The organism is Tritonibacter scottomollicae (assembly GCF_003003215.1).
In the GTDB taxonomy this organism is placed as follows: domain Bacteria; phylum Pseudomonadota; class Alphaproteobacteria; order Rhodobacterales; family Rhodobacteraceae; genus Epibacterium; species Epibacterium scottomollicae.
The window spans coordinates 18,450-32,681 of the sequence record NZ_PVUF01000014.1; the positions used below are offsets into that span (position 1 = coordinate 18,450).

Consider the following 14,232-nt stretch of genomic DNA (forward strand, 5'->3'; position numbering starts at 1 on the left):
CTCATTCAATGACACAGACTGACCAAATCCGCGCCGATCTGGAGCGCAAGACCCTGTGGCTGTCCGCATGGATGATCCACCACGCCAACAACCTGCGCGAAAAGGGCAGCATCAAGGTAGGCGGGCATCAGGCGTCTTCTGCCTCGATGAATGCCATTCTGAATGCGCTGTATTTTGACGTGTTGCGCCCTGAGGACCGGGTGGCGGTGAAACCGCATGCCAGCCCGGTGTTCCATGCCATCCAGTATCTGCTGGGCAACCAAAGCCGCGCCCAGCTGGAGGATTTCCGCCGGCTGGGGGGCGCGCAGCCGTATCCGTCGCGCACCAAGGACGCGGATGACGTGGATTTCTCCACCGGGTCAGTGGGCATGGGGGTGGCGATGACCGCCTTTGCCAGCCTGACGCAGGATTATCTGGCGGGCCATGGCTGGTTGCAGCAGCCCAAGGGGCGGATGATTGCGCTGGTTGGTGATGCTGAACTGGACGAGGGCAATATCTATGAGGCGCTGCTGGAAGGCGCCAAACACGACCTGCGCAATTGCTGGTGGATCATCGATTACAACCGCCAATCTCTGGACGGGGTTGTCTCGGACGGGTTGAACGCGCGGTTTCGCGATATTTTCACCGCCTGCGGCTGGCAGGTGATTGAACTGAAATACGGCCTGTTGATGCAGGCGGCGTTTGAACGCCCCGGCGGGCAAGGGCTGCGCCAGTGGATCGACCAATGTGACAACGGGTTGTATTCGGCGCTGACCTTCAAGGGCGGTGCCGCCTGGCGGTCGCAGCTGGAACAGGATCTGGCGAATGATACGGATGCGCTGGCGCTGGTGGCGGATCATGATGATGCTGCCTTGGCCGCGTTGATGGGCAATCTGGCGGGCCATGACGCGGCGCTGCTGGCTGACACCATGAACGGCATCGACCATGACCGCCCGGTGTGTTTCATCTGCTACACGGTCAAGGGGCACGGGCTGCCGCTGGCCGGACACAAGGACAACCATGCGGGGGTGCTGACCAGCAGTCAGATCGACCGTTTGCGCCGTGAGATGAACATTGATGCAGGCGCAGAATGGGACCGGCTGGCAGGGGTGAGCGACCCCGACGCGGTGGAGGATTTCCTGACGGCAGTGCCGTTCAATCAGGGCGGCAATCGGCGGTATCAGGCGGCCACCTTGCCCGCCGACACACAGGTGCAGCCGCGGCTGAAGGATGTGATCTCCACGCAGGAAACATTCGGGCAGGTGCTGGCGGCGCTGGCCTCAGACGCGCCACAGCTGGCAGAGCGAATTGTGACCACCTCACCCGATGTGTCGGTCTCGACCAATTTGGGGGGGTGGATCAACAAGACCGGGCTGTTCGCCAAGACCGGCGTGGCGGATGTGTTCAAGGATCAGGCGATTGCCAGCCTGCAAAAATGGCAGCGCAGCCCCGAGGGGCGGCATGTGGAACTGGGCATTGCCGAGAACAATCTGTTCACCTTCCTTGGCGCGTTGGGGCTGTCGCATTCGCTGTTTGGTCAGCGTCTGCTGCCGGTGGGCACGGTCTATGATCCGTTTATCTGCCGCGGTTTGGATGCGCTGAATTATGCCTGTTATCAGGATGCGCGGTTCATGCTGGCGGCAACGCCCTCGGGCGTGTCGCTGAGCCATGAAGGCGGCGCGCATCAGTCGATTTCGACCCCGCTGATTGGCATGGCGCAGGATGGGTTGGCGACGTTTGAACCCGCCTTTGCCGACGAGCTGGCAGCGATCATGCACTGGGGGTTTGATTACATGCAGCGCGATGGCTCCGGCGTGGCCGAGGAACAAAGCTGGCTGCATGATGAGCGCGGCGGTGCGGTGTATCTGCGGCTGTCGACGGTGCCGTTGGAGCAGCCGCAGCGGCAGATGGATGCGGGTCTGGCGCGGCAGGTGATTGACGGCGGTTACTGGCTGCGGGCGCCTGAACCGGGAACCTCGGTGGTGATTGCCTATAGCGGCGTTGTTGCCCCTGAGGCGATCCGCGCCGCCGGGCTGCTGGCCGAGGACATGCGCGGCGTGGGCGTGCTGGCGGTGACCAGTGCCGACCGGTTGAATGCGGGCTGGCAGGCCGCCGAACGGGCGCGCCAGCGCGGCCAGGACACGGCGATGTCGCATGCCGAACGCCTGCTGGCGCGGATGCCGCGTGATGCCGGGATGGTGACGGTGACTGATGGCCATCCGGCCGGGCTCAGCTGGTTGGGCGGGGTCGAAGGCCACCGGGTGAAATCGCTGGGAGTTGAACATTTTGGTCAGGCCGGCACGGTAGAGGATGTCTACCGGTTGCATGGGATCGACTGCAACGCGATCCTGCATGCGGCGGCGGCGCTGCGGTCTGGACGGGGCAAGCGCTATGCGCTGCCGCTGGCGGGCTGATGATTGCCTATTGTATTGAAAAGACGCCGATTTGGAGAGCTTGATGCCTGATATTCTGACCGACAGCACCGCTGAGACCGGCACGCTGTGGATCACCGACCCCGGCCACCGCGCGGCGCTGCTGTATGAGGCGCGGCGGCAGTTTGACTTCTTTGCCGCCAGTGTGGACCCCAAAGGCGGGTTTGATACGCTGGATTTTGACGGTAAGCCACTGCCCGGTCAGCTGCGGGAAATCCACACGGTGACGCGGATGGTGCATTCTTATGCGTTGGCGCAGATGGCCGGTATTGAGGGCGCGGAGCAGATCGTCGATCACGGGCTGAGCTATCTGCTCAGCCACCACCGCGACCCGGTGCATGGCGGATTTGTCTGGGGGGTTCAGGGCAACGCCCCAGCGGATGATCGCAAACTGGCCTATGGGCATGCCTTTGTGCTGCTGGCGGCGGCCAGCGCAATTCAGGCCGGGCATGCGCACGCCGAGGCGTTGCTAGATGAGGTCTGGCAGGTGCTGGATGAACAATACTGGGAAGAGGACCACGGGCTGTTTGCCGATGAGTGGAACCGGGACTGGACACCATTTTCCACCTACCGCGGCATGAATGCCAACATGCATTCCATTGAGGCGCTGCTGACCGCCTATGAGGCCACCGGCCGGGCCGTGTTCTTGGAGCGCGCCGGGCGGATCTTGGATTTCTTTGTGAACCGCATTGCCCCGGCTGAGGGCTGGCGGCTGCCGGAACATTACGACGCCAACTGGCAGGTTGACCGCGCCTATAGCGGCAACCCGATGTTCCGTCCCGCTGGCAGCACGCCGGGCCATTCGTTTGAGCTGGGTCGGCTGCTGTTGCAATATTGGGACCTGCGGGGCCGTCCCGAAGGTGATGCACCGCAAAAGGCCCGCCGGTTGATCGAACAGGCGCTGACGGATTCCTGGAACACGGAGCGCGGCGGCTTTGCCTATACGCTGGGCGACGGCGGCACGGTGGCGATTGCGGATCGCTATTGGTGGCCGGTGACCGAGGCAATCGGAGCCATGGCAGCGCTGGTGAAACTGGACGCCCGCCCCGAGGACGAGGCCTGGTACCGCCGCCTGTGGGGCTTTGCCCATGCACATCTGATTGACCACGACCGCGGCGGCTGGTTCCCAGAACTGGACGCCAACAACAAGACCGTGTCGAAGCAGTTTATGGGCAAGCCTGATATCTATCATTCGGTGCAGGCGGCGCTGTTCCCGCTGGCCGCAGGCCTGTCGCGCAATGCGGCGGATCTGAAACGGCTGGACCCGCAAACCGCCGCGCTGCGTTGACCTGAACCGATCTTAATAAACGCGGCTCGCAAGCGCGGCCTGTAATGCCCGAAGGTCGGATTTCCCACCCGCGGCCGGAACTGCCCCACGGGGTGGTTCCGGTTATTAATGCCGGACGGGGCAGAAACCTACGCTCTCGTGAGCGTTTTCAGGTTTCCTGACTCTATTAAGCTACCCGGTGTTGTTACGTTTACTAGCGCATTCGGCAAATCGTGGTACCGATGGTGTATCAAGCGACATTCGCCGCGGATTTCCACATCTCGAAAGCTTCGAGCCGATGGTAGCGAATGGTGAGGACGGAGCGGCGGCGGGCTGAGACAGAGAAATAATTGCGGGTTGCGGACTACATGAATACGAAACGCTGCAAGCCGCCCGGTGATCGGAAGCCCTGCATTGCTCGCTCTCGTTTTCGAAATGGCAGATGGCTGTTTTCAGCGCGGTTGTTGAGGCCCTTGTGGGACCAATGATCAAGGCCGGGCGCGACCTCACGTTTTGCGGCACCATAGGATCGCAATTTGTCCGTAATGATCCTTTTGGGCACGAAGCTCCAACGTTTCATCAGCTTGATCAAAAGCCGCTTTGCGGCGTGCTTGTCTCGCCTCGATTGAAGGATTTCCTCAAGAACGACACCGTGTTGGTCGACGGCACGCCACAGCCAGTATGACCGGCCCGCGATCTTCACCACGGCTTCGTCCAGATGCCAGACATCACCAGGGCGCGGCTGCCGCCGCCGCAGAACGTGGGCGATCAAGGGGCCGAACTTAACGGTCCAGCGCCGGATCGTTTCATACGAAACGTCCACGCCCCTTTCCAACATAAGTTCCTCGACCTCGCGCAGGTTCAAGTTGAACCGGGCGTAGAGCCAGACAACATGAGCAATGATCGGAGGCGGAAAGCGGTGGCCCTTATAGCTGGTTTTCTCTGTTTGCATCGATACTGCCTACGCCCAGGTCACTAAAACAACAACCTCAGGACCGATAACGTGACAACACCGTCTAGAGGGATATGCCTAGCAATTTCATATTTTGATAGGTATACGTGCCAAGCAAAACTTGGAAATGATTGGCATGACCCCACTCAGCAGCATCGCGTTGAGCGCTTACACCGATCTCGTGCGGTTCCTCAAGGATGACGCGTTGTCTAGCGTAGAAGGTAAGCCGACGCTCAAGAAGCGTGCCGATAAGGCCTATTGGTATGTCGCGCGACGCGTCGGAACTGAAATGCGGTTTATCTATATGGGCGAAGACAGCGACGAGACGCGCGCGCGCATCGACCAGATAGAAGAGCTGCGCGCAACGGCTAAGGAAAGGCAGGCGGAACGGTCGCGGCTTGTTCGGCTCTTACGCGCCGAAGGCATGACGCCCACTGATCGCGCGACCGGTTCCATCCTGTCGGCTATGGCTGCAGCCGGGACCTTCCGGTTGGGGGGCACCATCGTTGGAACGAATGCTTTCCGGCTTTACGAAGGCGAGCTTGGCATTCGCCTTCCCCTGGGCGGCATGGCCAATACCGGCGACATCGACATTGCGCAGTTCGAAAAGCTAAGCGTGGCCTTGCAGGATCAGGTCGATCCGGGTCTCGCTGAGACCTTCTCGGCACTAAAATTCGATCCCTTGCCGGCTCTTGACCAAGGTCGGACGTGGCGATGGGCCCAGGGTGGTAGCGGCCAGTTGGTCGAATTTCTCACACCGGCCTTCGGAGATGAAACCATTCGTGATCTGCCAGCATTGGGCGTGAACGCCCAAGGATTGAATTATCTCAACTTCTTGATCGCCGAACCAATCCACGCAGCGGCGATCTACCGATCTGGCATTCTGGTGCAGATCCCGCGCCCGGAACGTTATGCGATCCACAAACTGATCATTGCAGACCGGCGCCGTGACGGAGCAGGCAGCCTCAAATCCGCGAAGGACAGGGAGCAGGCAGCGTTCCTGATACAGGCGATGGCGGATGACCGGCCCGATGACCTGGATCGCGCCTATGCCACCGCCATGGCGGTCGGACCGCGCTGGCGGGCTCATATCGACAACTCGCTGAAGCGAATGCCTGGGACGAAGGCCATCCTCGAGAGCCTGGACGCGTGATCGCCAGTTGAACCGCCCCGGGTTTGCCGGAGGCTTCAACTCCTGAGTAGGATGAAGCCACAATGAGCAAGACAACAAATAAATATTCTCCTGAGGTCCGCGAGCGTGCGGTGCGGCTGGTGCTGGACAACCAGGGCCAGCATAGTTCCCGCTGGCAGGCGATCATGTCGATATCCGCGAAGATCGGCTGTTCGGCGCACACGTTGAATGAGTGGGTCAAGAAGGCAGAAGTCGACTGCGGCAAGCGGGCGGGCGTCCCAACAGATGTCGCCGACAGTGCGGGTCGTTCGCGCAGCGCTCAAATGATCCGGGGGATCATTTGAAGGCCCAAACGAAGGCGCTGGAGCGGGAGAACCGCGAGCTGCGTCAGGCGAACGAGATCCTCCGCAAGGCATCGGCGTATTTTGCGATGGCGGAGCTCGACCGCCGGTCGAAGTGATGGTGTCCTTTATCGACATGCATCGCGGTGAGCATGGGGTCGAGCCGTTCTGCACTGTCCTGCCGATTGCCCCTTCCACGTATTATGAGCACCTGGCGAAGCGGGCTGATCCGGCCCGATTGTCGGACCGTACCCGGCGTGACCAGGCATTGCGGCCCGAGATCCTGCGTGTTTTCGAAGAGAACTGGCGGGTCTATGGCGTGCGGAAGATCTGGCGGCAATTGCAGCGGGAAGGTTTTGACGTCGCCCGCTGCACGGTTGCCCGGCTGATGAAGAGCATGGGTATTCAAGGCGCTCGCCATTGTCCTCGGACCAATGGCGGACAAAGGCTCGCTCCGGGGCAAGCCGCACAAGACCACGGTTCCCGACAAGAAGGCCCCATGCCCGCTGGACAAGGTGAACCGGCAGTTCCGTTTGCCCGCGCCCAACATGCTTTGGGTCAGCGATTTCACCTATGTCGCCACTTGGAAAGGGTTCGCCTATGTCGCCTTCGTTATCGATGCCTATGCCCGCAAGATCGTTGGTTGGCGTGTCAGCACCTCGGCGCATGCCGGGTTCGTTCTCGATGCTCTGGAGCAGGCTGTTCACGAGCGGCGGCCGACAAAGGCGATGGGGCTTGTTCACCACTCCGACCGCGGCAGCCAATACCTGTCGATCAAATACACAGAGCCGTTGGGATAAGGTGGTATCGAGCCCTCTGTCGGCAGCGTCGAAGACAGTTACGAGTTCAAGCAGGTCCGCGCAGCGGATCAAATGATCCGGCGGATCATTTGAATGCGCAGAACGCCCTGGCCGAGACGATCAACGGCTTGTTCAAAGCCGAGGTCATTCACCGCCGCGGCCCTTGGCGCAACTTCGAGGCAGTGGAATACGCAACACTCGAATGGGTGGATTGGTTCAACAACCACCGTCTGCTTGAGCCTATCGGGAACATTCCGCCGGCAGAAGCAGAGGCCAATTTCTACGCCGCTCTGAAAAATGAGGAACGAGCCGCGTAACTAACTGCAATCAGCCTCCGGCAAACCCGGGGCGGTTCACTTTGGGCACGTCTGGCTGAGATCGAAACAATCGAGATTACGCCGCATTGCCCGTCTCTCCGCAACCTACGTGTTTCGGAAGCGGCTGATGGTTGCTCTACCTTGTCGCTTTGATCTTTGGCGAACGAAGGGTAACGTCCACCAAACCGCTGCTCCGAAGGTCAGCCGCGCACCGCTCTCCACAAAAAAAGGCTTTAAGCCGATGCTGGCTAGGATGATAGAATATTAGCTATCCTACAATTCCCTTCTTGAAAAGACGATCCATGGAGCTCAAAATTACGTTCCTCGTTTCAGGCGTCTCAAATAGTAATTCATGCTTTACTCCTTCAATCATCTGAAATTCACCTTTTTTCCATTCTACAAGCCTGCTTTCAATCGCAGAAATATCAACGATATGATCTTGATCACCACAGAAACAAATGCATGGAATGTCTGGAGATGACATCCTTTTTAGAGTTTTGGTTTCCTTTAGAGCTTCGAATAGCCACCCCATGCTTGGTCCGCCAAGTAGTAGTTCGCCATGGGTGCTCGCCTGGTCAACACAGTATTGGTACATGTCGGCGTCAGTAGTGAGCCGATTGCCTTCGAAATCGTGGCTCAAGACATAGCTATTACCTGAGTATCCGGGGGCAAAGCTATGCGCTCTGCCCATAAGACACGCTGCCCAGGTTAGCGGCCATGCAGCAGTTCTCTCAATTTTAGAGAGATGAATATCGAACATTGGGGCAGAAAACGCACAAGCTGATATTGGAAGTCTTCGGCTCAAGGCTCGAATCCCAATACATGCGCCCATAGAATGGGCCAATAGATTCCATGGCTTAGGAAGCTCTAGTTCAGTCGCAGCTTTGACCATTGCATCGACATCGTTTTGATAGTCCAGAAAGCTATTCACATGTCCTGTCATTGCGTTCTTTGTGTCGCGGTCTGAAAGACCTTGACCACGCCAGTCTATTACAAATGTCGAGTAGCCAAGGTCGGCTAAGTCAGACGCAGTTTGACCATATATTTCAATGTACTCAGTCCGTCCTGGGAACAAAAATATGGTCCCATTGGTAGCATTGCCGACATTCCAAACACCAATTCGAAGACGAACACCGTCTTCTGTTGTAATCCAGCACGCGAAACCTTCGTCGGGGCCGCTAGCGATATCACTGAAAAGAACTGCTTCATCCATAGACCCATTGACAACATCAAATTTTGACATGCCAGTTGGTGTAGAATTTTCGCGGTTCATCTTAGGTTCCTTGTTCATGTAATTTGCCATTCAGCGCTAGGAGACATCTACAAACTTATCTCGCCAAAAGAAACTATAGATCGCGAGAACCACGCAGGCAGCTAATAGGAATGAAAACCCATAAAACACACCAATCGCGAAATAATTTGCGGCAAGCAAAACAACCACGGCCAACATTCTATTCCACATTACCATCGCCGGCATCACCATATCAGACGTGTTTTTTATACACTTTCTCTTGCAATCCTTACTCCTGCGTGAGCTACCTTCGAGAACGTGATAAATTTGAACTGAGCATAAGAAAAATACAAATGTCGTGATAAACAAAAGTAAGAAGCTCGTGAAGAATGGAGACGGGCTTTGGCTTAACCAGCTCCAACGGTCTATTCCAGTTCCAATAAATATCAAAGCGTCTTGAACAAGCCATATCAAGATATTCTGCCCATCAGAAACTAAATATGCCGCGTTAAGTTTGATACTTGTTGCAAGCATTACGCCAAGCACGGTACAGCGGAACAGCCCATGCATAATCCGCATGGATACTTTTGTCGCCATTTCATCTAGACGTTCACTACTTCGATTCTTTTGATCTTCGTAAACTTGCCTAAAGTCACTTGTGATTTTATACAACAGCAAGAGGCCTACAAAGAAGAACCAGTATATCAAACCTGAATAAAAAAATGCAAAAAATGAAACTGAAATCATTTCAATCTTCGTTGCGATTTCGGGCTTCACAAGTGTTACTAGGATCCAATCTACCATTGCCTTACCTGGCTGCCCCTCCAGCAATGGCTTGAGGTACACTCCTGCCCATTGCAACAAGAATATCCCAAAGAAACATATGAGTAATATTGCCCAATAAGAGAACGAAAAATTCTCGACTCTTCTCAACCAACCACTCTCGTCTACTTCATTGCAACCGCTGACGCAAAGAGACGATCTACCTTCATTCTTCCAGAATGAAATGAGATCAGAAACCAAAATAAGGAATACTGGTAGAAGTGCCATTTCTCCTATCGTCCAGCTGATTGACCAATAGAATCCCACTTGTTTGTCCAAGCCGGAGGCGGGACTATAGGTGACACTATGGACACCCAAAATGTAGGTAGAGAACCATAGGATACCGCAGGTTGTCCAAACCGCGATCGGTAGATTCAATGAGTTTCGTGCGTTAAACAATGCCTCTGATCGCTTCGCGAGGTTGAAACCGTCCCTCTCATCTTTCTCTTGATAGAGCCCACCGCCAGCCGACGGCGTGGGATCTTTGGCAACCTCTATGTCCAGCTGTTCTGTCGTAGCGTACTCATCAGAAGGGGCTGCTCGGCGCCTTCTTTGTCGCCTTTTAGCATTGAGCCGTTGCTGACCGGCCGCTAAAGCAGTTTGCCATTCAGAAGTAGCGTTGGTCTCTCCACATCCGAAAATCCTTGCCAACCATCGAATGTTGTCTGCGCTGATACCTTTGTCGTTCTCTTGGAACCATAGCTGCACGGTTCGGAGATCCACGCCAACACTGTTCTTATCGATTTCAGAAATTGCATCTGTTAGTTGATCTGGAGACCAAGGACCGGGAGATATCCCGTCACGATCAACAGCTCTCCCAGCTCCATTCGCGATGGCAAATCTGAGGATTTCCTTGATCGTTCCATCTTGCCCGGGTGGGGCAACGAAAAACTTATCATTCTTTATCAATTACTTACATGCTCTCGTTTCGTGTCGTTTCGTTCTATTTCGTTTCGTTTCGTGCAGGATAGGAAGGCTGGCGCCATAAGAAGGCTAACGCAACGTTAAGGTGTATTATCCCATGATCCCCTCCAAGAAAATCGCCCTTAATGCGATTGAGACCAAGCATGCGCAGATGTGTAATTTCTCAAAACGCGATATGCGCCGTGGTGTTAGAATTCTCAGTTTCATAAGTGCTGATGCACTCAGTTTGCAGATGCCTGACAAGGTCACCGCTCGTGTGGTTGCTGTTCCGTATGCAAGGGTTCGTGACGATAGAAGGCGTATGGGAATAGCATACCGCTGGAACAACGGTGATATGTCTGTTCGTTGGAGTGCCTGATCTTTTAGCTTCCATGCTTCCTTTGGAATAGCCCAAAGATGCTCCGATTGAGGTTCAGTTGTCCGCTTGCGTGCCTCCTGGTCATGGCTCTGAGAACGCCGCCTGGGCTCTTGATCGGGGTGGCCGGATGGAACCTGTTTCGATCAATAATCATGATACAAAGGCTCGCAGCCATACTACCCATCTGATCAGTGGCATCGTTAAACGCTGAAGGATGAATACCAAGTGGCTGCAATCGATCAATGGCGCCATTTGTGAAATCACGCTCATCAGGATATAGACGATCCCCTTGCGAAATTTGCACCTGGAGCTGCATTTCCTCCGTGCAGAGGTAAAACAAGCGCATTGGTGTCAGGTGGTCGCCCAAATCGGTCTTGTCTGCCGGTTGCGGATCACGATCATTTCTTACTTTGCTGACTGCGCAGCCGTTAGGCTGTGCAGTCAGCTGGTCTACGTCTGCCCGCTTGCGGGCAGCCCGCATATCCACGATACCATTACAGAATACAGATGTGTCTTGAGTTGTATCTTGTATATATTGAAGGGCATCCGTGTCCGCTCGACCGGACATTTTTTGCTTAGATTGTGAAAAGGCTACCAGCTTATCCAGAACTTCTGAAACCTCGGTCAAATGTTCATGCAACTCATCCACAGATACCGATGCATAGAAGCGTGTAGGCCATGACAGAAACGTATCTGCAGCCTCTCTAAGAGAGCTGTCATCAGGGAAGCGTGGTTGAAGATCCATTAGTTTGCTTTTCACCAGTCGCTTCGCAGCACTAATTTTTTGCTTCAGGATTGAGCGGTCAATGCGCCCTGAGTGCAGGTCTGCTTCCAGCTCGATCAAACGAGGCATGGCTTCGATTAGTGGGGAGAACACGATCCCCTGACGATACTCGGAACCATCGGACCGCCGAAACCGGCAACGCCGCCCATTCATCGCCACATCTTTACGGATGAAGCCAAATGCACCTTCAAGGACAGCTTCTACACGGCGTACCGTGCGTTCATCTTTTCCAGTGAGCGCTGCGATGTTGGACTGCATTGCAAAGCAAACTGGTTCGATGGTTGGATCAACCCAGTCTGATGGTCGCGTTTCATCAATCATTGCGAGCATGACGGTTAATTGCCCGTCATTCATACCGATCGCGGGTGCTACACGCCTCATTAGTCTCTGCACATCACTGCGCTGCATGTTCCCTGGTAGTACAGGGAATGAATATGCCTCCTCGCGGTAGGCATGGGAAATACTGCTCAAGGTCTTGCTCCATGTCGTGTGAAGCAAGGCGGATCTGATCCTAATCTGCAGACAACTAATCTCTGTTCGCACAAATGCGTTTTTTGCTTGCCTGGGATGTAGGGAATGCTGTAGAAAAAGGGTGACAAGGCTTTTTCTTACAGCACCCCCCGTTTAGGCTCCGCCTTGCGGGGGTTTCTTTTTGTCTTCTCGATAGCTCCTCTTGATTCCTATCCCTGTATGGTCTCGCTACTACCGCTAGCGAGTAGTAGCGCGCATCTCATGCCCATATAGACCTATCGCCATGATCACGTTCTTTGGTCAGCATGTTCTGTGCGGCATCCGAATGCCTATGCAAGTCCTACAGAACTGTTTTGGCCCACCACCCCATCCGTCATCATAATTCTAATGCCGAAATAATCCACTTGGCAACAAAGGTATTATTTCACCTCTTTCAGTTTTTGCTTGCGCGCCACGCGGTCCGACCTTATCACATGACAACAGACGTGCTACATCGCTTTCTATCAAACGTCAAACATCCTATGAAATCGTCTCACTGGGGAGACGATACATGCCGAGAGAAAGACATTACCTTTTGGTCACGATTGCTGGAGTCCGACTCTGGAGATCAGAGGGTAAGACGTTTCAAGTGCGGTATGACTTGTTGAGGACAGGGCAGCGCAATGTCTCCTCGGTCTACAACTGCGTCTATCTTCTTGAAGGGCGTGAATACATGCTCGTTGCCTCTGGAACTCGCCCAGATGGTACAGTTCAAGATCGTAAAATCAGTCTATGGCCCGGTGTCCTTGTTAAACACCACCTTGAATTCGGTGACGGTTCCCAGATCATTTTCAACCCGGCAGATCAGACAGTCTCAACCTGTTTTTTGGTTGATGATGCGACGGCTAAGATTAGCACTGTCGGTCGCGACCTCACCTAAGTCAGACAATCAATTTAGCTTTAGTACAGCTAACAGCATTGAAGTTTCACCAGAGGCCAGCTCGCATCGCGAACTAGGCCACTATCGCGTGCGCCCCTTTATCGGGACGACAGCACGCCGATCATTTGAGAATTCCGAGTTTCGCCCCGTGATGGGGTGAAAACCCTGCGGTTGAGGGACCGCGGGGCAATTTTGTGCATCTACATCAATAGAAGGAACGAGGGACATGCACTTTTCGAACAACCTGAAGCGGGGGGCCAAAGTTGCATTGGCGACCGCTGCACTCGCGATGAGCGCAACTGGCGCCATGGCTGCAGGCACGGACACTGGCGTTGAAGCTGGCTTCTTCGCAATTGCGGCGGATATCTCCACCATCCTGTCCGGCGCGGGTGGTTATCTTCTGATGATCATGGCCGTTGTCATTGGCGGCATTACTCTTGCCGTCTCGGGGCGCTGGACCCATGTGGCCGTTGCCTTTGGCGTCTCGATCTTCCTTGGCTACGGTGTTGATACCCTTGCGAGCCTCGGCGGCGTAACGGCGAGCACCGACCTGCTGGCGCAGTCCGCTGTCGATATTGCGGCAGTGGAATCCACCACTCACTAAGCGCCACTTCCTCCCGCGCCGCTAGGCGCGGGAGGATCGTCTGTAGGGAATTTTTATGAGCAAAGTCATCAAAATCGAACAGAGGCTGCAAGATCCACCGATGTTCTTCATCGTGCCCGCTGACGAGGCAATCGCAGGGGCATTTCCGATGCTGATGGGGTTGTTTACGCAGCATGCGATCCCGGGGATCATCGCCGGCGTGGTGTTCTATTTCATCTGGAAACGAGTTAAAGGTGAGCGCGGACTGCAAGGCTTGCTGGCACTCATCTATTGGATCACGCCGAAAGAGATGTCCGTGTATCGCTCTTTCCCAGATAGCGCCGTATGCGCCTGGAGGGCGTGATGAACTTCCAGAACATGGATAAAGCGCTCCGCAAATCCCGCCGTGCCCTGATGGTCGTAGGTGTTTCTGCTGTCGCGCTTGTTGGCTCAAACGTCCTGATGGCCGCAAAGATGTACTCACAATCCAATCAGGTGGTACTTGTGCCTACGGTGGTCAGCGATGGCATGGTTGCGCGCGGCTCGGTGGACAAAGGATATGTCGAGGCACTGGCGCTGGATGCAGTCTACGCAATGTATAACAGCTCGCCCCGCACCATCCTCTATGGTCGCAGTGTCCTTGAGCGACTGAGCGGCCCTGCAGAACGTGCATCCATCCTTGATACCTACGACCGTATTTCCAAGGACATCACCGAACGGAAGATCTCGACTGTCTTCTTCCCTCGCAAGATCGAACACAACTTCGCCAAGTATGAAGTTGTGGTTGAAGGCGACCTCGCCACTTACCTCGAAACAACTCAAGTCACCCGCGAAGATCGCCGGATTTTGATCCGGTTCAAGCCGCAAGCTGGTTCTGTCCGGCTCGCCGCTATCGGGAAAATCTCAGCGCAGGAGTGAAC

10 protein-coding genes, 2 pseudogenes and 1 other annotated feature are annotated in these 14,232 nt (G+C 55.3%); of the genes and pseudogenes, 8 read left to right on the forward strand and 4 right to left on the reverse strand.

All coding sequences use genetic code 11. The features are described from left to right. The first annotated feature begins 8 nt into the window (after positions 1-8). Both CLV89_RS17630 and CLV89_RS17635 read left to right on the forward strand, forming a co-directional pair. Positions 9-2,393 (forward strand): transketolase, encoded by a 2,385-nt coding sequence (locus CLV89_RS17630; RefSeq protein ID WP_106164992.1) that lies wholly within the window; start codon positions 9-11, stop codon positions 2,391-2,393. 43 nt (positions 2,394-2,436) lie between these two features. Then, a complete protein-coding gene (locus CLV89_RS17635) occupies positions 2,437-3,699 on the forward strand; it encodes an AGE family epimerase/isomerase (protein ID WP_106164993.1) in 1,263 nt (420 codons plus the stop codon). Between the two features lie 229 nt (positions 3,700-3,928). On the opposite strand, the pseudogene CLV89_RS17640 reads toward CLV89_RS17635, so the two are convergent. Continuing rightward, positions 3,929-4,630 (reverse strand): annotated as a pseudogene (locus tag CLV89_RS17640) (IS6 family transposase). Positions 4,631-4,766: 136 nt separating this feature from the next. Here CLV89_RS17640 and CLV89_RS17645 point away from each other — a divergent pair. Together CLV89_RS17645 and CLV89_RS17650 are read left to right on the forward strand one after the other, a co-directional pair. Beyond that, on the forward strand, positions 4,767-5,783 hold the full coding sequence (locus CLV89_RS17645; RefSeq protein WP_243395055.1) for a nucleotidyltransferase family protein: 1,017 nt from the start codon (positions 4,767-4,769) through the stop codon (positions 5,781-5,783). 62 nt (positions 5,784-5,845) lie between these two features. Further along, positions 5,846-7,220: pseudogene (locus tag CLV89_RS17650) on the forward strand (IS3 family transposase). After that, positions 6,180-6,296, forward strand: a sequence feature (AL1L pseudoknot). Its footprint overlaps the pseudogene before it by 117 nt. Positions 7,221-7,488: 268 nt before the next feature. Here CLV89_RS17650 and CLV89_RS17655 read toward each other — a convergent pair. Then, on the reverse strand, positions 7,489-8,493 hold the full coding sequence (locus CLV89_RS17655) for an alpha/beta hydrolase (RefSeq protein ID WP_165798148.1): 1,005 nt from the start codon (positions 8,491-8,493) through the stop codon (positions 7,489-7,491). A 36-nt stretch (positions 8,494-8,529) separates the two neighbouring features. Next, entirely contained in the window at positions 8,530-10,182 is a 1,653-nt protein-coding gene (locus CLV89_RS22415; RefSeq protein WP_133166739.1) for an RcgA family putative transporter, read from the reverse strand. Between the two features lie 112 nt (positions 10,183-10,294). Here CLV89_RS22415 and CLV89_RS22420 point away from each other — a divergent pair, with 112 nt between their 5' ends. Beyond that, complete coding sequence (locus CLV89_RS22420; RefSeq protein WP_133166740.1) at positions 10,295-10,555, forward strand: hypothetical protein; 261 nt, start codon at positions 10,295-10,297, stop codon at positions 10,553-10,555. A gap of 4 nt (positions 10,556-10,559) precedes the next feature. Here CLV89_RS22420 and repC read toward each other — a convergent pair whose 3' ends face one another. Continuing rightward, positions 10,560-11,810 carry a replication initiation protein RepC gene (repC, locus tag CLV89_RS17665; RefSeq protein WP_133166741.1) on the reverse strand — a complete coding sequence of 417 codons (1,251 nt, stop codon included), beginning with the start codon at positions 11,808-11,810 and terminating at the stop codon, positions 10,560-10,562. Positions 11,811-12,955: 1,145 nt separating this feature from the next. Here repC and CLV89_RS17675 point away from each other — a divergent pair. From CLV89_RS17675 to CLV89_RS17685, 3 genes are read left to right on the forward strand one after another with little or no spacing between them, the layout of a single operon-like run. Continuing rightward, positions 12,956-13,333, forward strand: coding sequence for a hypothetical protein (locus tag CLV89_RS17675; protein ID WP_106164999.1), 378 nt, complete (start codon positions 12,956-12,958; stop codon positions 13,331-13,333). Between the two features lie 55 nt (positions 13,334-13,388). After that, positions 13,389-13,676, forward strand: a complete 288-nt coding sequence (gene traL, locus CLV89_RS17680; RefSeq protein WP_106165000.1) for a type IV conjugative transfer system protein TraL — start codon at positions 13,389-13,391, stop codon at positions 13,674-13,676. Then, positions 13,676-14,230, forward strand: coding sequence for a TraE/TraK family type IV conjugative transfer system protein (locus CLV89_RS17685; RefSeq protein ID WP_162804708.1), 555 nt, complete (start codon positions 13,676-13,678; stop codon positions 14,228-14,230). The genes traL and CLV89_RS17685 overlap by 1 nt, the downstream gene beginning before the upstream one ends. Positions 14,231-14,232 lie beyond the last annotated feature (2 nt).